The sequence below is a fragment of the Neobacillus pocheonensis genome (assembly GCF_050477905.1).
GTDB classification, from domain to species: Bacteria; Bacillota; Bacilli; order Bacillales; family Cytobacillaceae; genus Neobacillus; species Neobacillus pocheonensis_A.
Window position 1 is genome coordinate 89,501 of the sequence record NZ_JBCNAD010000038.1, and the last position, 21,121, is coordinate 110,621.

Annotated in this window: 19 protein-coding genes; 14 read left to right on the forward strand and 5 right to left on the reverse strand. The window is 37.8% G+C overall.

The window, feature by feature from the left end; all coding sequences use genetic code 11:
* Both pabC and ABES02_RS20715 read left to right on the forward strand, forming a co-directional pair.
* Positions 1–897: an aminodeoxychorismate lyase gene (gene pabC / locus ABES02_RS20710; RefSeq protein WP_430139187.1), complete on the forward strand. Its 897-nt coding sequence runs from the start codon at positions 1–3 to the stop codon at positions 895–897.
* Positions 869–1,639, forward strand: coding sequence for a nucleotidyltransferase domain-containing protein (locus ABES02_RS20715; RefSeq protein ID WP_430139189.1), 771 nt, complete (start codon positions 869–871; stop codon positions 1,637–1,639). The genes pabC and ABES02_RS20715 overlap by 29 nt, the downstream gene beginning before the upstream one ends.
* A 249-nt stretch (positions 1,640–1,888) precedes the next feature.
* Here ABES02_RS20715 and ABES02_RS20720 read toward each other — a convergent pair whose 3' ends face one another.
* Positions 1,889–2,497, reverse strand: coding sequence for a YczE/YyaS/YitT family protein (locus ABES02_RS20720; RefSeq protein ID WP_430139297.1), 609 nt, complete (start codon positions 2,495–2,497; stop codon positions 1,889–1,891).
* Positions 2,498–2,731: 234 nt separating this feature from the next.
* On the opposite strand from ABES02_RS20720, the gene ABES02_RS20725 reads away from it, so the two are divergent.
* The 9 genes from ABES02_RS20725 (at position 2,732) to ABES02_RS20765 (ending at position 15,505) form a co-directional block, all read left to right on the forward strand.
* Positions 2,732–3,910 carry an LL-diaminopimelate aminotransferase gene (locus ABES02_RS20725; protein ID WP_430139190.1) on the forward strand — a complete coding sequence of 393 codons (1,179 nt, stop codon included), beginning with the start codon at positions 2,732–2,734 and terminating at the stop codon, positions 3,908–3,910.
* 93 nt (positions 3,911–4,003) lie between these two features.
* Complete coding sequence (locus tag ABES02_RS20730; protein WP_430139192.1) at positions 4,004–4,453, forward strand: CoxG family protein; 450 nt, start codon at positions 4,004–4,006, stop codon at positions 4,451–4,453.
* Positions 4,454–4,537: 84 nt separating this feature from the next.
* Positions 4,538–5,614: a cadherin-like beta sandwich domain-containing protein gene (locus ABES02_RS20735; RefSeq protein WP_430139194.1), complete on the forward strand. Its 1,077-nt coding sequence runs from the start codon at positions 4,538–4,540 to the stop codon at positions 5,612–5,614.
* Positions 5,615–5,777: 163 nt separating this feature from the next.
* Entirely contained in the window at positions 5,778–8,540 is a 2,763-nt protein-coding gene (gene ppc, locus ABES02_RS20740) for a phosphoenolpyruvate carboxylase (protein ID WP_430139196.1), read from the forward strand.
* A 373-nt stretch (positions 8,541–8,913) separates the two neighbouring features.
* Positions 8,914–11,517 carry a bifunctional acetaldehyde-CoA/alcohol dehydrogenase gene (adhE, locus tag ABES02_RS20745; protein WP_430139198.1) on the forward strand — a complete coding sequence of 868 codons (2,604 nt, stop codon included), beginning with the start codon at positions 8,914–8,916 and terminating at the stop codon, positions 11,515–11,517.
* Positions 11,518–11,686: 169 nt separating this feature from the next.
* Positions 11,687–12,700 carry an AMP-binding protein gene (locus ABES02_RS20750; protein ID WP_430139200.1) on the forward strand — a complete coding sequence of 338 codons (1,014 nt, stop codon included), beginning with the start codon at positions 11,687–11,689 and terminating at the stop codon, positions 12,698–12,700.
* Between the two features lie 421 nt (positions 12,701–13,121).
* The gene (locus tag ABES02_RS20755; protein WP_430139202.1) at positions 13,122–13,802 is read left to right on the forward strand and encodes a hypothetical protein; all 681 of its coding nucleotides are present in this window, start codon (positions 13,122–13,124) and stop codon (positions 13,800–13,802) included.
* 18 nt (positions 13,803–13,820) lie between these two features.
* Positions 13,821–14,402, forward strand: coding sequence for a polyhydroxyalkanoate biosynthesis repressor PhaR (locus tag ABES02_RS20760; protein WP_430139204.1), 582 nt, complete (start codon positions 13,821–13,823; stop codon positions 14,400–14,402).
* A gap of 23 nt (positions 14,403–14,425) precedes the next feature.
* On the forward strand, positions 14,426–15,505 hold the full coding sequence (locus ABES02_RS20765) for an alpha/beta fold hydrolase (protein ID WP_430139206.1): 1,080 nt from the start codon (positions 14,426–14,428) through the stop codon (positions 15,503–15,505).
* 63 nt (positions 15,506–15,568) lie between these two features.
* Here ABES02_RS20765 and ABES02_RS20770 read toward each other — a convergent pair whose 3' ends face one another.
* Positions 15,569–16,351, reverse strand: a complete 783-nt coding sequence (locus tag ABES02_RS20770; RefSeq protein WP_430139208.1) for an alpha/beta fold hydrolase — start codon at positions 16,349–16,351, stop codon at positions 15,569–15,571.
* 147 nt (positions 16,352–16,498) lie between these two features.
* Here ABES02_RS20770 and phaQ point away from each other — a divergent pair, with 147 nt between their 5' ends.
* From phaQ to ABES02_RS20785, 3 genes are all read left to right on the forward strand, one after another.
* Positions 16,499–16,936, forward strand: a complete 438-nt coding sequence (gene phaQ, locus ABES02_RS20775; RefSeq protein WP_430139209.1) for a poly-beta-hydroxybutyrate-responsive repressor — start codon at positions 16,499–16,501, stop codon at positions 16,934–16,936.
* Positions 16,917–17,510: a hypothetical protein gene (locus tag ABES02_RS20780; protein ID WP_430139211.1), complete on the forward strand. Its 594-nt coding sequence runs from the start codon at positions 16,917–16,919 to the stop codon at positions 17,508–17,510. Before phaQ ends, ABES02_RS20780 begins: the two co-directional genes overlap by 20 nt.
* A 516-nt stretch (positions 17,511–18,026) precedes the next feature.
* Entirely contained in the window at positions 18,027–19,214 is a 1,188-nt protein-coding gene (locus ABES02_RS20785) for a coiled-coil domain-containing protein (RefSeq protein ID WP_430139213.1), read from the forward strand.
* A gap of 40 nt (positions 19,215–19,254) precedes the next feature.
* Here the strand turns inward: ABES02_RS20785 and ABES02_RS20790 are convergent, their stop codons facing one another.
* From ABES02_RS20790 to ABES02_RS20800, 3 genes are read right to left on the reverse strand one after another with little or no spacing between them, the layout of a single operon-like run.
* Positions 19,255–19,815: a hypothetical protein gene (locus ABES02_RS20790; protein ID WP_430139215.1), complete on the reverse strand. Its 561-nt coding sequence runs from the start codon at positions 19,813–19,815 to the stop codon at positions 19,255–19,257.
* A 46-nt stretch (positions 19,816–19,861) separates the two neighbouring features.
* On the reverse strand, positions 19,862–20,302 hold the full coding sequence (locus ABES02_RS20795; RefSeq protein WP_430139217.1) for a DUF6114 domain-containing protein: 441 nt from the start codon (positions 20,300–20,302) through the stop codon (positions 19,862–19,864).
* A 40-nt stretch (positions 20,303–20,342) separates the two neighbouring features.
* Entirely contained in the window at positions 20,343–20,942 is a 600-nt protein-coding gene (locus ABES02_RS20800; protein ID WP_430139219.1) for a DUF6230 family protein, read from the reverse strand.
* Positions 20,943–21,121: the final 179 nt, after the last annotated feature.

Below are 21,121 nucleotides of genomic sequence, written 5' to 3' on the forward strand. Positions count from 1 at the left end.
ATGTTTATCTATTTAAACGATAAAATCGTAAAAAAAGAAGACGCAATGATTTCACCCTTCGATCATGGTTTTTTATATGGAATGGGTCTTTTTGAAACATTTCGTATTTATGACGGGCACCCCTTTCTTTTAGATGATCATTTAGAGAGGCTGAATCATGGTTTAGAAGTATTGAACATTAGACATCAATTTCATCGAGAGGAAACAAACAGAATTCTGCAAATCTTACTCGAGAAAAACAAGCTTAGCAATGCATATATCCGCTTGAATATTTCTGCAGGTACTGGTGATATCGGGTTGCAAACAGCGTCCTACAAGGAGCCAAACATTATTATTTTTTCAAAGCCGTTACCGCCTGCAGGAGAATTAACTGAAAAAAAGGCCATCCTTTTAAAGCAAAAGCGAAATACCCCTGAAGGTGATGAACGTCTTAAATCTCATCATTTTTTAAATAATATGCTTGCGAAAAGAGAAATCGGCGATTCTCCTGAGCTAGAAGGAATCTTTTTATCGGAGAATGGGTTCCTAGCGGAAGGGATTGTCTCAAACCTTTTCTGGAAAAAAGGAAACTTCTTATATACACCGGCATTAAGTACAGGTATCTTAAACGGAATTACCCGTCAATTTGTGATGGAACTCGCTAAAAAACACAGTCTAAGTGTGCAAGAAGGCCATTATACATTGGAGCAAGCAATTGAAGCAGAAGAGATGTTTGTAACAAACTCTATCCAAGAAATTGTTCCCCTTTCCTCGTTTGATAGACATGTACTGCCTGGTAAAACAGGAGTGTGGGTCCAGCGATTCCATCAAGACTATTCTCTGTTTTGTAAAAGCCTTTGGTCAAGGCGTAATTTAGGAGTGAAAAAACATGAGAGAAAGAATAATCAAGGAAATTAGAAGGATAGAAGAACAATTCGATGTGAAAGTCTGCTATGCAGTCGAGTCTGGAAGCCGTGCGTGGGGCTTTCCATCTAAGGATAGTGATTATGATGTAAGGTTTATCTATGTCCATAAAAAAGAATGGTATTTGTCGATAGATCAAAAACGTGATGTAATTGAACTTCCGATTAATGATCTCCTTGATATTAATGGATGGGAGTTAAGGAAGGCTCTAAGGCTTTTTAAAAAATCTAATCCTCCGCTCATGGAATGGCTTCATTCCGGCATTGTTTATTACCAGGCTTTTTCATTAGTGGACAAAATGAAAGAGATTCAAAACAAAGTATTTTTGCCTCAATCTGCTCTTTATCATTATTTAAATATGGCGAAGGGGAATTTTCGAGATTATCTACAGGGAGAACATGTTAAAATTAAAAAATATTTCTACGTCCTAAGACCGGTTTTAGCCTGTAAATGGATTGAAAAGTATAATACGGTCCCTCCAATTGAATTTCATGAATTAGTCGAGGATCTCCTTGAGGAAGGAATCCTTAAGCAAGAAGTCCAAACATTATTAGATAGGAAGATGAGAGGGGACGAACTAAATCTCGAACCAAAGGTTGGGGTGATTAATGAATTTTTAGAAAGAGAAATCGTTCGACTAGAGGAATACACGAGGACATTGGTTGTTTCCAAAGAGGACGTCACACCAATGCTTGATGAATTGTTTAAAAATATACTAGAAGAAGTATGGTCATAAAAACTATTATTTTAAAGCTAGGCTATGTTAAAGGTAAATGTTGATTATTTAACTCTGTTGATTGGAGCGGAAGGTACGAAGACTCCTGCGGGAGTACGGGGCAGGGGAGACCCCGCAGGAGAGAAGCGACGAGGAGGCTCCCCGGAACGCCCGCGAACCGCTCGTGCCTGGAGCGGAAATCAATAGCCAAGTTTAACACAGCCTAAAGCTAAAGAAGCCCTCACTATATTAGTGAGGGCTTCTTTAGCTTTATATAACAGCCCTTTTTTGAGTCGAACTCTTTTTCTTTTTGTTTGTTTCGACTATCACTTTAAAAAGCTTTAAGGACCGTTGAAAAATAGGGCTCTGGATAAAGGTATAAACAAAAGTAGCAATAAATACTGGCCCGCCTAATAAAAATCCGATAACTAAAACCAGGCTTTCAACGATGATTCGTGCTTGACTAACTGATAAACGTGTTTTATCAGAGATGGAGAGCATAAAGCCGTCTCGCGGGCCGGCACCGATTCCTGCAGCTACATACATACCACCCCCAATTCCGGTAATCACAACTCCGGAAAGGAGAATTAGATAATCGACCCAAGAATTGGTTGCCTTCGGTAATATATCAAGCCAGAGAAAAAAGTCCATGATTGGCCCTATACATAAAGCATTTAAAATTGTCCCTATGCTAATATATCTTCTATCAACAAATAATGAAACGATAATTAAGATGAGTCCGCAAAATACGCCCCATGTTCCAATAGTAAGACCAAAATGTTGATAAAGTGCAACATTCAAAACTTCCCAAGGGTGCAGTCCCACATATTTAACTTTTACAGCAATCGCATTTCCCAAGCCAAAAAAAGTTAAACCCATGAAAAATAAAACATATTGCAAGAATTTCAATTCCAGTACCCCCAACGCTCGTAACTATTTTTCCGAATATTCAAACCTATCTTCATATCTTAAAATATCAGCCTCCAATAATCAATGGTTAATTTGTATTATGGATGCATTATCGAATTGTTAGGATCTGAAATATGTTAAAATAAATAAAATTATTATTCTACGAAAAATAAAAAATAGAAACTAGACTGTGGGGAATGTGCTATGAACTTTGTTGCATCAGATAAGCTTCAAAAAATGTCGTCGAGTATTTTCCAAGAAGTCGCGGAGCGAAAACAGGAAGCGATAAAAAAAGGAAAAGATGTTATAGATCTAAGTGTTGGAAGTCCAGACTTTGCACCGCCAACGTTCGTTATCGATACACTAGTTGAATATGCGAAAGACCCAAGAACTTACGGATATACATTAAAGGGCATACCGGAATTTAATGAAGCGGTTACTTATTTTTACAAAAACCGCTACTCGGTTGATCTAGACCCTGTCAAAGAGGTCCTGCAATTGATGGGGTCTCAGGATGGACTTGCCCATTTAGCTACAGCGATTATTAACCCTGGTGATTATGTTCTAGTTCCAGACCCAGGCTATCCAATCTATGAAGCTAGTGTGAACATCGCTGGCGGGGTTATATATCCAATGCCATTATTAGCGGAGAATCGGTTTCTACCTAAACTTGAAGATATTCCCTTAGAAGTTTTACAGAAAGCAAAAATGATGATTATTAGTTATCCAGGGAATCCAGTAACCGCCCTTGCGAATAAAAGCTTCTTTGAAGAGGTAGTACGATTTGCCAAACTGCATCATATCTTAGTTGTACATGATTTTGCCTATTCAGAACTAATCTTCGATGATAACCCGCAAATTAGTTTCATGGCCGTAAAAGGGGCAAAGGAGGTCGGAATTGAATTTAATTCACTTTCTAAAACCTTTAATATGGCAGGATGCCGCATTGGCTATGTAGTTGGAAATCAACATGCAATTGATATATTGGCTTCTTTTAAATCCCATATTGATTATGGAATTTTTTATCCGATTCAAAAGGCAGCGGTTAAAGCACTAACATCCGACTATTCATTCCTAAAAGAACAAGTCATTCAGTACGAAACCCGCCGTGATGCTTTGATTGCCGGACTTGAAAAAAGTGGATGGCAGGTGGCCAAGTCTCCAGCCACGATGTTTGTGTGGGCAAAAATCCCTTCAGGATGGAATTCTCGGGATTTTGCTTTTGAATTAATTGATCATGCTGGCGTAGCAGTGATTCCAGGCGATGCCTTTGGAGTGCAGGGAGAAGGCTATGTACGCATTGCCATGGTCCAGCCGCCGGAAAGGCTTTCTGAAGCTGCTGAACGAATTTATGAATTCCTATTGGCCTATTCAACAAAATAAAGAGACTTCTATAAATCCGTTAATTCACATATATTTAAAAAAAAGACCTTCAGCTTGAAGGTCTTTTACTTTTAAAACGAAAGAGGGATACAAATGCCAAGCGAACTGCAACAGTTAGAAATAGATATCCCCATCGATGTTATATGGGACTTTATTCGCGATGCGAATAATTGGGCACCTCTGGTACCTGGCTATATTTTACATGAAAAAATAAATGACCGCCTAATCAGCTGGGAATTTAAGAGTGACCTAGGTATCGTGAAAAAAAAGGTCACACTTATCATCGATATCAAAGAGTGGAGTGAGCCTAGGAAGGTAAGCTTTGAATTAAAGCGGAAGAATGAAAAGTACCTTGGAGAGGGGTACTTTGAAGCAAAAGCACTCAATAAAAATAAAACCCGCCTTACAGGGTTTCTCGACATAAATGCCACAGGTCCAATGGGATCATTAGCGAATTCGCTATTTAAAAAAGCTATCCAAATTTCGGACGAAGAAGTAGCCGTGGCTATTTCTTCTAAACTGGAGGAATTTCAAAGAAAATAAAATTAAGATAATCTTAAGCAAAAATTGATACAGTTAGTCCAAATTCTATTTTCCTTTTTAGGAAAGCAGACAGGAGGACTAACGATGTTAAAAAGACTGCAAAAAAGAGGGATGAATGCAATTCTAATTATTTCAATCGCAGGGATGGGGACGGTATCGTATACACCTGCTGCATCGGCAGAAAGTGTGGCTAATGTGGAAACAAATTTACTTTCCAATTTAGAAATTAAAGGGATTTCTCTGGATAAAGATTTTTCGGCTGATAACTTCAATTATTCTGCCAGCATTTCCAATGATGTTCAAGAGGTTACACTTCATGTAGAAAGTGAAAATCCAGAGTCGGTCATTTCTATAAATGGCAAAGTACTTACAACTGGAAATGACGTTACGTATGCTCTTCAAACAGGTGTAAATACCTTTTTGATTACAGTTAATGATGGCACTCATACAACAAGTACTTATACGCTTACTGTAACAAGAGAACAAAATAATAATAATCTCCTGCAAAATATTAAACTATCAGCTGGTGAATTGTCACCTTCATTTTCTTCTAAGGTAACGGATTATAGTGTTGAAGTTTCAAATGATACTTCCGCAATAACAGTTACACCTTCTGCTATAGAAAAGACTTCGACTATTAGTGTGAATGGAGACTTATTGATGGAATCAAGTGCTACAGTAGAACTGCCAGTAGGGAAAAAAGACATTCAAATCATAGTTACCGCAGAAAGCGGGGAAAAAAGGATTTATACACTTCATGTTACCCGGGCAAAAGCTGCTAGTATACAAGTTGCAACAATTCCATCACAGAATAATAGAAATAGCTCTTTCCAACCCACAACTGGGCAAATTAGTACAAATACAGGAGCAGTACAAAAAACAACCAAGGCAAGGCTCACTTCGTTATCTGTTTCAACAGGCACGTGGGACAGCACTTTCACTTCTGATGAATATACCTATCATATCGCTGTTGCAAACGATGTAAAGACGGTTACTATAAATCCAATTGCTGCTTATAGCAGTTCTTCGATTAAAATTGAAGGAACCACAAACAAAACAGTTCAGCTAGAAAACGATAATAAAACGATCATATCAGTTGTAGTAACCTATGATGATGATGACCACAAAACATATGTACTTGTATTTGATAAAGAAAAATAATGGTGCCGGAAAAACCTGTATTAACAGGTTTTTTTGTGTTATTAAATTTGTTTTCTCTATTTTTCGAAAAAAAAGAAAATATTTTTTTAACAAACCTAACAAAGTTGTGTTATATTAATAAATAAAAATTTTACCGAATCACAGAAAAGGGAAGGTGAAAGGTATGGCAACCGACTTAAAAATTAATGACAGCAGTCTTCCATTACGCCGTGATGTTAAATTACTAGGAAAAATGCTGGGTGAAATTCTCATTAGCCATGGTGGTACTGAATTATTCAATAAAGTCGAAAAGATTCGGAATATGTGTAAAAACCTTCGGACCAGCTTTAATCAGGAGGAATATGATGCCTTAAAGCAAGAAATTGCATCTCTCAGCACTCCCATGCGGAAACAAATCATTCGGGCTTTTTCAATGTATTTCCATTTGATTAATGCTGCCGAACAAAACCACCGAATCCGACGAAGAAGAGAATACCAACTCCAAGACAATCAATATGTTCAACCGGCTTCGATTGAAAGTGCGGTTCAATCTCTTAAAGAAAACAATATTGAAGAAGAAATGATTCAACAAGTCCTACATACTTTGTCCCTCGAATTAGTTATCACTGCCCATCCAACAGAGGCGACAAAGCGTTCGATTCTTGAAATTCAACGACGAATCGCGGATATTTTAAAAAGTCTCGATCATCCATTACTAACAAAAAAAGAAAAAAATAAACTCGAAGGAAGTTTATTTAATGAAGTGACAATCCTATGGCAGACAGATGAATTACGTCATCATAAGCCAACCGTTATGGATGAAGTTCGAAATGGTTTGTATTATTTTGATCAAACGCTTTTTGATGTGCTCCCTGAAATACATCGTGAATTGGAAGCATGCCTGGAAACCAATTATCCCGATACTTCGTGGGAAGTTCCTAACTTCCTTCGGTTCGGTTCGTGGATTGGCGGAGACCGTGATGGTAATCCCAATGTAACCCATGACGTGTCCTGGGAAACGCTGATTAAACAAAGAAGGCTGGTCTTAAAAAAATATAAAGACGTTTTAGTAGATTTAATGAAGCGATATAGTCATTCTTCTACAAGGGTAGAAGTAAGCAGCGAACTGCATAACTTCCTTCAGGAAAAAGAGGATGTCATTTTAACAGATGATAAAAAATGGCCAGTAGAATCGGAAGTATATCGTCGTGCTTTTGCCATCATAATAGAACGGGTAAAGCAGGTTGGGAAATCAGCTATAGGCTATAAATCCGCTGATGAATTATTAGAGGATTTATACTTGATTCAAAATAGTCTAAAACATCATCATCCTGCTGCACACGAGTTAAAAACGATTCAAAAGCTGATCCGGCAAGTCCAATTATTCGGCTTCCATTTAGCGACACTCGACATCCGAAATCATAGCGGTGAGCATGAGGCAGCCATTACGGAAATACTTCGAAAAGTTCGTATCTCCGAAAATTATGGAAATCTTGAAGAAGAGGAAAAGCTCAGAATTCTCCAGACTATTCTTATGGACCCGCGACCTCTTTTGTTATTAAATGAAGATTATTCAAAAGAAACACAAGAAATGATAAAAGTATTTCAAATGATAAAAAATGCTCATGAGGAATTTGGAAAACGATCTATTTCCGTATATCTTGTCAGTATGACAAAATCACCAAGCGACTTACTTGAGGTTTTAGTCTTAGCGAAAGAGGCGGGCATTTATCGACTTCATGCTGACGGGGAGTTGGAAAGCCATTTAAATGTTGCCCCTTTATTGGAAACAATTGACGATTTGACATCTGGGCCAAAAATAATGGAAACTCTTTTTGAAATGCCTGTTTATCGAAATCATTTGCAATTCTTAGGGAACCAGCAGGAAATAATGCTCGGTTACTCAGATGGAAGTAAAGACGGTGGCACCTTAACAGCCAATTGGAAATTGTATAAAGCACAGATAGAAATTCACGAAATGGCAAAAAGGTATCAAATTGGTCTTAAATTTTTCCATGGACGCGGTGGATCACTAGGTCGTGGAGGCGGTCCATTAAATAAAAGCATTCTATCGCAGCCTGCTGAAACCATTGGTGATGGAGTTAAAATTACCGAGCAAGGTGAAGTGTTGTCTGCCCGGTATTTGCTTGAGGATATTGCTTACCGCAGTTTAGAACAGGCAACCTCTACCTTGCTTCAGGCGGCCACCCATGTTTCCAATGAAGCTGAGGAAGGGCAGCTTAGAGAACAGGTTTGGGAAGAGGCGATTGAAGAAATTTCTGGTATCGCTTTGGTTAAATATCAATCGCTGGTATTTGGAGATCCAGATTTTCTGACTTACTTTAACGAAGCAACTCCATTAAGAGAACTTGGTGATTTGAACATTGGCTCAAGGCCCATGAGTCGAAAGAATCGCGGACGATTTGAAGATTTACGAGCGATTCCTTGGGTATTTGCATGGACACAAAGCCGTCAACTGCTTCCTGCCTGGTATGCAGCAGGAACTGGGTTAGACAGCTTTGCATCAAGAAGTGAACAAAATATACAGCTTTTACAGCAAATGTATGTGAAATGGCCCTTCTTCCAGTCGACCATTGACAATTTGCAAATGGCCTTAATGAAAGCAGATATTACGACAGCCAAAGAATACTTAACACTTGTTGAAGATAAAAGGATTGCCGATAGGATCTTTTCTAATATTCTTGAGGAATATGAACGAACAAAGAATATTCTATTGAAAATTACTGGCGATAAAGAGCTGCTGGATCACACTCCAAATATTAAGGATTCGGTTTTTAGAAGAAATCCATATGTTGATCCATTGAACTTTTTACAGGTGGAATTAATAAAGGAATTACGGAAGCAAGAAGAGCCGAATGAAGAACTTTTAACCGAAGTATTATTGACCATAAGTGGTATATCAGCAGGATTGCGTAATACTGGTTGATTAAAGAAGGCTATTTTCGCATGGATTGTTATTTTTCGTATAAGTTTATCATCCCGTATAACTAGAAGCTTCGTGCATCTTTTCGTAAGAGCATGTGCGAAAATTGCCTAGGAACTTAGTAAATGAACCATATTAAGTTCCAAAAGCAACAAAGTTTACGAAAAGAGCCTTAAAGAAACACAAACTCATGAAGTGCATGGGTTTGTGTTTTTTTGTACTCTACATAAGTGCTCAATAATAATTGTGAACGTTTTATGAATTATTTAAAAATGAATGGGTATTCATTCATTTTTATGCAAAATTCGACAAAATTTGCGAGAGCGTCCATGATATATTTTAGCCAGAATGATAGATAATCTGGAGGGATGTTTTAATGTCTGTAAAGGAAAGAGTGGTACTAGAAAATCATGATGTTAACCTAATGATTGATGTCTTAGCTACAAACGGAGCAAATGCTCTGGGCGAATTCCGGTGCTACAATCAGGAAATGGTGGACCAAATTGTGAAACAGATGGCCATTACTGCGCTTGAACACCATAAGGAGCTTGCAAAGCTTGCTATAGAAGAAACAAAAAGAGGCGTATATGAAGATAAAGTCTTCAAAAATATGTTTGCGACTGAATGCATCTATAACAATATCAGGGAGATGAAAACGGTTGGAGTAATTAGTGAAAACGACCATGAAGGCATGGTTGAGATGGCAGAACCAGTTGGAGTTATTGCTGGTGTCATCCCTATTACAAACCCAACCTCGACCGTTATTTTCAAATCGTTAATCTCTCTTAAAACAAGAAATCCAATTATCTTTGCATTTCCGAAATATGCTCAGAAATGCTGTGTAAGAACAGCCGAATTGTTAAAGGAGGCCGCAATCTGCGCTGGCGCCCCTGAAAATTGCATTCAGTGGATTGAGGTTCCTTCTCATGAAGCCTTTCAGGCATTGATGAAGCATCCAAAGATTTCTCTTATCCTTGCGACCGGCGGGCCAAATCTAGTTACAGCAGCGTATAGTTCAGGAAAACCTGCTCTTGGTGTTGGAGCAGGAAATGTACCTTGTTATTTTGAAAAAACAGCTAACATTAAACGTGCTGTCAACGACTTGATTTTATCTAAAACATTCGACAACGGTATGATTTGTGCTTCAGAACAGACTCTAATTATCGACATGGAGATTTACGATGAAGTAAGGCAGGAACTAATGACAAACAATTGTTATTTCCTAAATGAAGAGGAACGTTTGATGGTAGAGAGAATTGCTATTGATCCAAAAACGGCCCAACTTAATCCGTTGATTGTCGGATTACCTGCAGCCATGATTGCAAAATTGGCAGGATTAAATGTGCCGATCAATACAAAGATATTAATTGCTGAGCTTGAAGGTGTAGGACCTGACTACCCATTATCCTGTGAAAAATTAAGCCCAATTTTGGCTTGTTATAAGGTTAATAGCTTCGCAGATGGATTGTTAATCGCTGAAGAAACACTGGAATATGGTGGTCTTGGCCACTCTGCTGCTATTCATACAGCTGATCAGGAGGCAATAGATGCTTTTGCCTTACGAATGAAGGCAGGAAGAATTATCGTTAATACACCTTCAACACATGGAGCTATTGGTGATATTTATAATACATCTTTACCATCCTTAACAATTGGATGTGGAACTTATGGAGGGAACTCTGTGTCACAGAATGTTGGAGCAGCGAATTTAATCAATATTAAAAAAGTGGCAAAAAGAAGGACGATGACCCAGTGGTTTAAGGTGCCATCACAGATTTTCTTTGAGAAGAACTCGATTCAGACCCTTGCAGCTATTCCTGGCATTTCGAAGGCATTTATTGTAACGAGTGGAAGTCCTATGAAAAATGGTTTTGTTGATAGAATTGTTTATCATTTAAGAAAGAATCCAAATAATATTCAATTCGAAACCTTCTCCGCTGTCGAGCCAGATCCAAGCATTGAGACAGTCATGAGTGGTGCAGAACGAATGAGAAAGTTTGAACCAGATTGTATTATAGCTCTTGGCGGTGGTTCCGTAATGGACGCGGCAAAAGCGATGTGGCTTTTTTACGAACATCCTGAAACCGACTTTAACAGCCTAACGCAAAAATTCTTTGACCCAAGCAAAAGAGTCGTTAAATTCCCAGCACTTCGCGGCAAGGCAAAATTTGTGGCGATTCCGACTACGTCTGGAACAGGCTCTGAGGTTACTTCCTTCTCAGTTATCACTAATAAGAAAACCAATATGAAATATCCTTTGGCTGACATCCAGTTAACACCAGATGTGGCGATTGTCGATCCGCAATTCGTCATGACAGTCCCTAGCCATGTAACAGCTGATACTGGAATGGACGTTTTGACACATGCAATTGAAGCCTATGTTTCCGTGTTAGCAAATGACTATACAGATGGACTAGCATTAAAAGCGATCCAATTAGTCTTTGAATATTTACCAAGGGCATACAGGGATGGCGGAGACGAGCTTGCCCGTGAAAAAATGCATAATGCCTCAACGATAGCCGGAATGGCGTTTGCAAATTCTTTCCTTGGTATTAACCATAGTCTTGCCCATGTACTTGGTGCAGAGTTTAATATTCCACATGGACGTGCAAATTCGATCATGCTGCCGCATGTCATTCGCTTTAATGCCATGAAACCAAATAAGTTCATGACATTCCCGAAATATGAGCATTTCATTGCAGATCAACGCTATGCCGAAATTGCTAAAATGCTTGGACTTCCAGCAAGCACGGTAAATGAAGGGGTTGAGAGCTTAATCAAGGCAATTATCAAGCTTGCTAAGGAATTGGAAATGCCAATGAGCATCGAAGCGGCCGGGGTCGATAAAACAGAATTTGAAGGCAAATTAGCTGATCTGGCTGAGCATGCTTTTCACGATCAAGATACAATCCCTAATCCAAAAATGCCACTAGTAAGTGAGCTTGCGGGAATCTATCGCCAAGCTTATCAAGGTGTATAAGATATCTATTATGTAAACAATCAGTCTCAGTTCGCTGGGACTGATTAATTACTGAATTTTTTGTGAACAAGAAGTATCGTTAATCAAAATTTGTCCCAATTCTCTTATAATTTAGTTGATGACAACTTCTTCCATGTGTAAATGGAAGGAAAAAAAGGGAGTGGAAAATATGGTATATCAGAAAAAGCCTTGGTTAAAATTTTATGATTCTAGAATCAGTGGGAATGTATCAATTGAGTACGAATCATTATTTGACCTTTTGAAGCAGGCAGCGAACATCCATAATGAAAAACCTGCTTTAACATTTTTCGGGAAATCCTGGAGTTACAAAGAATCGAAAATGATTTCTGAATGGCTCGCAGCATCGTTATATCGGGTTGGATTTAAAAAGGGAGATCGGATAGCGATCATGCTGCCAAACTGCCCTCACTATATTTTTAGCCTATTTGCCATCTTCCGATTAGGAGGTATCGCTGTTCAAGTAAATCCGATGTATGTTGAAAGAGAAATTGAATATGTTTTAAATGATTCTGAGGCAGAATATATGGTTGTATTTGAGGCTCTTTATCCAAGGATCAAGCAAGTTCAACCGAAAACCTCATTGAAAAAGATTATTGTTGTTGGTTTTGGAGGCAATAGAATCCAACTTGCAGACGGAGACAGTTATTTCGAAGACTTTTTAACCCATGACAATGTAATTCCAGAGATTCCAATCGATATTCATGAGGATGTCGCTATTTTACAATACACTGGTGGAACTACGGGTGTCTCCAAAGGTGTTATGCTTACTCATCATAATCTTTTAGCTAATATTATCCAAGTCTGTGATTTTACCTATAATACAGTGGATGAGAAACCTGAGAATTTTAAAATCATAAGTGTTCTGCCAATGTTTCATGTTTATGGCTTATCTTGTAACGCCCTTTCGGCGATAAGAATTGGCTGCAATCAGCTGATTTTACCTCGATTTGATGTAAATGAATTATTAGAATTGATTAAACGGGAGAAACCTTTTCAGCTTACAGCAGTTCCAACAATGATATTTGCTTTGAATAGCCACCCTCTTTTGGAAGAAAGCAATATTGGAGATGTTTTCTATTTGAGCAGCGGTGGTGCCCCTCTTCCTGTCGAGCAGGTAAAAATGTTTGAGAAAAGGGTAGGGAATAGAATTGTAGATGGCTAAGGACTATCAGAAACCTCACCATCAGCAATTTCCACCCCTCCGTTCCTACCTAGGAAATTAGGTAGTGTCGGTATCCCACTCCCTGGGACCGAAGCAAGAATAGTAGAAGAAACGGCAGAGGGTTTTCAAGACGTCCCATATGCGAAGATTAGTCTGGCACCCTACAAGGTGCCTAAAGAAATTGAAATACTAGATGACCTACCTAAATCTTCTGTTGGAAAGTTGTTAAGAAGAATGCTCCGCAAAGAGGAAGAAAAAGCTCAAGTTTAGTTTTTATAAAAAGCAATTACTCAATTTACCTCAACATGAATGGATATCGTTCCCATTTAAACAGACTTCGTTAAATAGACTTCATAGAAAATCACCAAGATTTCAAACTAACTCAGGTATCTTTAAAAATCCTAAAAAGGATGTGAGTATAATGGCTCCGAACAAGGACAATGAAAAGGTTTCTTTAAATGAAACCAAAACGCGAAAGAAGCAACAAAAAGTTGACGATACAATTGAAACGGTTGAAGAGGTTACTCTCGATATTGAAACTGAAACCCCACTTTCTAGCTTAGACCTTCTCTGGAAGCAGGCATTTCGTGAAATAGACGAATGGTCAAAGCGTGGTGATGATCGGGATGAAGTCTTCTTAAATGAGGTTAGGCGTTTTACTGAAAGTGTTCAGCGAAATCAAGGAAATATAAAAGCAGTCGCCGAGCAATTTACAAAGCAAATGATCGAGTGGGAAAAGACAGCACGAGATGAATTTTTGATGTCTACGACCGCTCTTCAGCATTTCTTACCAATTCGGTCTTATGAGGAAATTAATGCGCAAATTGATCAAATTCAAAAAGGTGCTTTATCGCTCATATGTACTCCTTGTCAATTCATCGGAAACATTCCAGCAATTGAGAAATATCTAGAAATGATTGATCAATATATTGCACTAAGGAAAAAAGGAAGATTGCAATATATTAAAATTGTTAAACGAGCTGGAAATCTGCTTTATGAAAATCAAAAAGGATTTGTCAATCTGTTTGCTAGACAAATCAAAGCGCTAATGTTCCCGCTAAATAAATATATGGAAAAAACAGAAGAACATATAAAATCATAATTTAAGGAGTGCATTGGCATGTCAAATGAAAAAATCTTCGATCCCTTTTTTGGTTTTAAGCAATTGAGTGGAATGTGGGATAAACAAATAAACGGTCTATTATATAATCTGACTGACAACAAGGAATTTGTTCGTACAGCAAATATCGGGATTAACACCTATTCTTATTACCTTGAGCGAATTAGAAAGAACCAAGAGCTTATTGCTGCTTTAATGAATATCCCGACAAAGAAAGATGTTGCTAATGCCGCAAAGCTATCAATTCAAACGGAAGAAAAAATTGATATTTTAGAAGAGCAAATTTGGAAATTACAGGATAGTTTAAGCTCTATCACGAAAGAAAATTTAGGAATGTTTGAAGAAGTAGTAAATATTGTCATGCAAATGAAGAATGAATTTCAAAAGGTCGCACAAGAAGTGGCAGAAACTCAAAAAATGAACGATGAGCTGCAGGAATTACGTCAAGGTCTTGTTGATATAAAAACTGAACTTACTACATTGAGAGGTCTTATCGGACAAGAGAAGGAAAAACAGAAAAAAGAACCGGAGAAAAAGCAGGAAAAAGATCTAGTGCTCACCGGTACTACCACAATTAAATAACATGGAAGGGAGCAACTTTAATTATGAGCACTAATGCATTAGGAACAAACCGTTTTCCACTCTTAAACTTAGAAAAAGAAACGAGACGGTGGAATCAATTGTATAAAATTATGACCGAACCAAAGCCAGATATAGTTCCTACACCAAGACAGATGGTCTGGAAGAAAAATAAAACAACCCTATGGTATCATCCTGCAAAGGAAAAAAAACATGCAATTCCGGTTTTTCTAATCTACTCCCTGTTAAATAAGGTGTACATCCTCGATGTCGGTGAAGGAAGCAGTGTTGTTGGCGGTCTTACTGAGCGCGGCTATGATGTCTACCTATTGGATTGGGGATCTCCTGGCCTTGAAGATTCTGATATCACACTTGACAATTATATCATTGATTATTTGGAGAACGGTCTTAAACGAGCTTTAAGACATTCCGGTGCAAAGGAAATATCTCTTGCTGGTTATTGCTTAGGTGGAACCATTGCAGCGATCTTAGCCTCTATAACAGAACTGCCAATTAAGAATCTATCACTTGCGGCTGTTCCAATTGATTTTAGCATTGGTATCGTTCCGGATAAGTGGCTGAACGGACTACAAAAGGGAGAGCTTAGTTTTGACCGTTTCGCAGATGCTTATGGAACCATTCCATCAGAATTTCTATATTTAATGTTTAGAATGCTATCACCATCTTATGGAAGCCCTAATATCAATCTAATCACCCGTGCACATGATGAGAAGTATGTCGAAAAGTGGCGTCGTATGGACAAGTGGACGAAGGACACTGCCTCGTTTGCTGGTGCTGCATTCAAACAGATGTTTAATGACCTCTACAAAGACAACAAGCTTATAAAGGGGGAATTGGTAATTGGTGGAAGGGTGGTAGATTTAAAGAATATACACTGCCCGCTTTTTGTCTTCTCATGTTCACGTGATACACTTGTTTTAGAAAAGCAAAGCCTTCCGGTGTTGGACCTTGTTTCAAGTGAGGATAAAACTTACGAGGTCTATGAAGGTGGACATGTTTCATTGGCATTGACTGGGGTGTTCGCTGAAATTTGGGATAAGTGGCTTTCGGCTCGTTCACAAGAAATTCAAGAAGTACTTGTATAATTTATTATATACAAGAATAAATTATAAGCGGAAAGGATTCTTATCCTTCCCGCTTGTCTTTTTTTAAGCAGCATTAATTTGTTGTTTCAGGAATCTCCGAAGAAGGCTATTAAATCGGTCTTTAGCTTCCAATTTTGCAATATGTCCCGTATTCCTCATGATGATAAACTTAGAATTTGGTATTAGCTTATGCATGCAGGCCTGTATCCACACAGGTAAAACGGAATCATATTGAGAGCCGATTATAAGAGTTGGCACTTGTATTTTAGGCAGCAAGGTTGAATAATTGACCTCAAGACATGTTTTCAAAGATTCAATAAAAATCTGGTGCTTTGGACGGAAAAAATGACTAAATTTTTCAACCGTATCTTTATTCCAGGAGTAAAGTGCCATCTGTGCTAAATGCTCTAATTGTCTGCCAGAAGAAGATACCGATTCAAACTTTGCTTTGCGATTTTCAAACAAGATTCCTTTTAGTTTTTTAGGGAAATAGTGAAAGGTGCTTATTAACATGAGAGAACGGACTAGGGAGGGTGCTTGGCGGTATATTTCCTGTGCAACTGCTCCACCCATTGATAGACCAAGAATGTGAGCGGTTTCAATTCCTAACTCTTTTAACAAGCCGATGACATCAGAAGCAAAATTTTGAATTGTAATTCCATCTGTCTTGGTACATTCTCCGTGTCCACGTAAATCAGGAATAATCAACTCAAATTGATCAGCTAATTCAAATTGATTTTGCCAGCCTTCCTTAATTTCACCTAAGCCATGAATCAGCACCAACGGTTCACCGTTGCCAAAATGCAAATATGGAACACCAGATTTACTAAATTTCGATTCTTCCATTTTACACCACCTACTCATTTTAATTAAGTTTAAAACCAACTTTAGTAAATTGTAAACATTTAAATTCGAGATTAATAATATTTATTTACAAGATTGACAAAATATTACTGATAGGTGTAAAATACACCTAGGTGAGGTGATAAGAATATGGTAAACCAAGATAATCAAACAGTTAATCCATCCAAAAATTTTGTGCTGCCATTTATTTTATTGCTTCTTAGCAGAGTTTCTCTTCATGGGTATGAACTAAGCCAGAAGCTGGAAGCATTCGGGTTTAAGGCACTTGATCAAGGGAATTTATACAGGCTCCTAAGACAACTGGAAAAGGACGAGCTTGTTTCGTCAGAATGGGATACAACAGGAACAGGTCCTGCCAAAAGAAGATATTCCATTACTAAAGCTGGTGCTACATACTTAAAAGGCTATGCAAATCAATTAGAAACATATCAATCGTTGCTGGATCAATTTTTCAAAATGTATTCGAGTTTCCTTGAACTCTATATACCTTCATTTCAAAAGAAGGATCCAATAGAGAAAGTAAATAAAAGTAGGAGGAGGAAGGACAATGGCACAGAAGAAAAATGAAACGGCAGCTATTGAGGAAAAAGTGATACCATCATTAGAGGAATCAATAGCTGTAGGTTCTTTTGTTAACACTTTTTGGGATCAATTTGAACAGTCACAGGAACGTGCAGAAAAGGTTCGTGAAAACCGGGAAGATGCATATATCAATGCATTAAAAGAAGTGATCAAATTCAATAAGCAATATCGAAGATCCATCTCCAAATTATATGATCAAACTAAGAAGACCAATAAGGAAATGACAACTGAACTAATGCATCAAATAAATTCCCGTAAAGAGGAAATGAAGGAAGTAGTGGTTGCCAATACTGACCGTGATTTAAAAAATCAATTGAAAGAGGTATCTGGACAATTAGAGAAACTAGCGCTTACACCATTCAGAACTTTCTTTCATATGGTTGACCAATTAGAGGATAATTTTGAAAAGAATGCGGAGGCAAATGTAGCCTATGCGAGGGAACGTCGTAATGCATGGATTCAAGTTCGAAAAGACTACCTTAAGCTAGCGAGAAATACACACTTTAGCTTGGTTGAACGCGGAAAGAATAGCATTAAAGAACTAGTAAAATCTGAATAACCATTTACAGTAAAAAAAGGGGAAGTATTCAGCATTGATAAATAATAAAAATTGTTTTAATAATTAAAAGCCACAATCTCTAAATAAAACAGGGATTGTGGCTTTTTATTTTTTGCTATGTTAATGGTCAATTTTAATTTTGTAACTACGTTGATTGGAGCGGAAGGCACGAAGACTCCTGCGAGAGTACGGGGCAGGGGAGACCCCGCAGGGGCGAAGCGACGAGGAGGCTCCCCGGCACGCCCGCGGAAAGCGAAGTGCCTGTAGCGGAAATCGACAGCCAATTTTAACACTGCTACTTTTTTTGAAAAATTTGTGAGGATTCCCTAAAAAATCACCTTTGCAATAGAATTGTAATATTATTTTTAATTTTTTTAATAATTTAGATGATATACTTCCAATATAGACAAAATAGGATTATATTGGGTATTAATTAGCTAATTTATACTAGTCTTCAAAGATTGAACTCATTAACATTAGATAATTTGGGTCTTTAAAGAAGGCAGGGGAACTGGTTTGAAAAAGAAGATAACGACATTTAGTGCTTCACTCTTACTGGGACTTGGTATTTTTAGTGCTATGCCGGGTATAGAGGCAAGGGCAACCAACATAAGTAATATTCAAGAGCAAAGATCAGGAGTTAAAAATGAGTTAACCAAAACGAATCAGGAAATAACTCAAGTTCAAGATGAACTCGCTATGCTTTCGGAGCAGATAAAAAGAGTTGAACTAGCCATTATTGATAATAATAATATGATTGTTCAAACGGAAGCAAAAGTGAACGAAACAGAGTCAGAAGTGGAAGTGCTTGAGCAAGAGCTCTCTTACATAAAAGGCAGAATTGACAAACGTAATGAAATAATAAAAAAACGTGTCCTCTCCCTTCAGGAAAGCGGAGGAAAGGTGAGTTATTTCGAAGTGATTTTGGGTTCGTCAAGTTTTAGTGATTTTGTTGACAGGCTTGGAGCGGTTGCAACTATGGTAGAAGCTGACCAAGACCTAGTAAAGCAGCATAAAGAGGACCAGATTGATATTGAAAATAAACAAATTACCGTTGAAAAGAAATTGGCTGATCTAAAAAATTTGAAGATAGAACTAGAAGGAATGCAGGCTCAGATATTAGAACAAAAAGAGCAAAATGATTTGTTAAAAGAAGCGCTTAAAATGAAGGAACAGGAAAAACTCTCAGAAAAGGCCAATCTGCAGCAACAAGATAGTAATCTAGCTATAAAAGAGGCTGACCTTAGGGCCGCTGTAACCGATCCTGATAATCTTTTCAACGTTAATTATTCGATCCCCGTCTCAACGAATGAAGCAATTAATATTGTTATTCATGCTGGTGAAAAATATATTGGAAATTCCGTTTATGTTTTCGGTGGCGGTAGAAACGCATACGATGTTTCTAATGGAAGATTCGATTGTTCTGCATTTGTATCATGGGCATTTGCACAAGCAGGCATAAAAGTAGGGGCACATACAGATATTCTAAAAAATACCGGAACTAGAGTACCATTTAGTGAAGCGCGTCCTGGGGATATGGTATTCTTTGATACCTATAAAATAGACGGCCATGTTGGCATTTATCTTGGCGATGGAAAATTCATAGGTTCTCAGAGTTCAACAGGTATTGCCATTGCAGATTTGTCTTCCGGGTTCTACGCCAAGAAATTCAATGGAAGAGTCATGAGAATAATCAATGATTAATATAAGAAAAGAAGCGATGCTTTAGCAATCGCTTCTTTTCTTATGGTTGCTTCAATGTAAGTAACCCATCCAGGAATAATTTCATTTCAATTAGTTCTGCTTCACTTTTCGGGTCCAACTCGACCTGACCGCCTTGATTAATACTTAACTTAAATTGAGGTAAATTTGAGTTGTCGGTAGATACATTGTGTGCCAATAATTTTACATCTTTAAGACCTATGTTACCGTTTGCGGGGGGATAACTCTCAGTGAATACAGCGTTTGTAACACTTAGATTAAGATTATCGAAATGGACCGTTTCTTTAGGAGTCATACCGATTGTTACAATCCCATTAGGAGTTTTCACTAATTTTTTAATCATTAATCCATCCACTGAGAGGTTTTCAAATTTCAATCCGAGCATCGGCCGATCTTTTTGTTCGGTTGTATCACCTACAATCATGGAAGGGGCCATCATGGTACCTTCCATTTGACTTGCTTCAATGATAAAACCAATAATTGTTGAACTACTCGCAAAACTATCCCTTGTCGGAATCATCAGTCCACAAATAATTAAAATAAATATAATTACAAACTTATAAGAATTATTTCTACGTGTCAAAGCCATCACCATTTTTCTGAATGCTTTTACGATTCTTCGAAAACTATTATTCTGGTAAGATCTCTTTTCCTGTCGCTACCTCTTCTTCAGCAAAATTACTTTCATTAGTCTGATCAAAAATTTCTTTGGACCCGAGCTGAGGTTTCCAGGCAATGAACATTGAACCTCCCACTATTCCAAGAATCGTCCCGATAAGAAATCCGCCAAGGGCTCCCATAATCGATAAAACGGATGAGAATATAGCCAATACTCCAAGAAGTGTAGAAAGCCTTGGCATAATAATTCCTAGTACACCCATTAATAGGGTTAGACCGCCTAAGAAAAAACCAACAAATAAGATACTGCCAGGGGCAGCAGCAACTTCATAAAGTTTAGCTGGTACCCATAAAATGATTAATCCAGAAAGAATACACAAGGCCGCCCCCCAGAAAGGGCGCCTTGCTCTCCAATTTTTTAATTTTGCGCGTTTTGATAAAGTAGAGTTCATTTTTATCATCCTAACTCAACTGTTCTATGGTGTTTTAAACTTATTGTAATTTTTCAAAGTAAACCTTCATTCCAGGTAATGAAACAGTTTGCTGGAAAAGGTATAAGGTTTGTAAATTACCATTTTCAATTGTTATGGTGTTGGCAGTTTGCGTAAATTCCTTTGCTAATGCTTCAGCCCTTTGTGCAGGGTCAGTTAGGTCATAATTACCAATGTAATTTTCCGACATAGTTAGACTTTCAAATTTAGCATCACCATTTACCATTGTCGCTTTTTGAATAAGACCGTTAATTTCAACTGGTTTATCAGAAGTAATAACAACTCGAATTCCAAGAGCAGGGATAGCCTTAGAAATTTCTAATCCGTTTATGGTAGCTTTATCAATTTGGTTTACTGCAACTGGGTTGTTTTTAGTGGTAGCACCATCAGCGACACCGCCGTAAAGCTTAAAGTTTGTACCTACCATTTTGTCAAACTTGACAGTGAATTCACCAAACCCGCTCAATGGAGCAGCAACAGCAACGCCGGTTATCCCAAAAATGGCAAGAAGGGAACCTAAAAACAAAAATCCACCTAATAATGCAAATACTAGCTTTTTCTTGACTGTTTGACCTCCGATAATGATTGATTCTGCTGTCAATTTATTTCCTCCCTTTTATTTGTAATTAGCGAAAGCATGTTGGATATGTATGCGCTTACGCTATCGTCACAATTTTAAGATAAATATAGGGATTCGTTAATCCCTACATTTGTAGGAAGTTGTTCCTATGATAAAAAAAGGAAATAACAAATTTCGTCAAAATAATCAAAAATATTGAA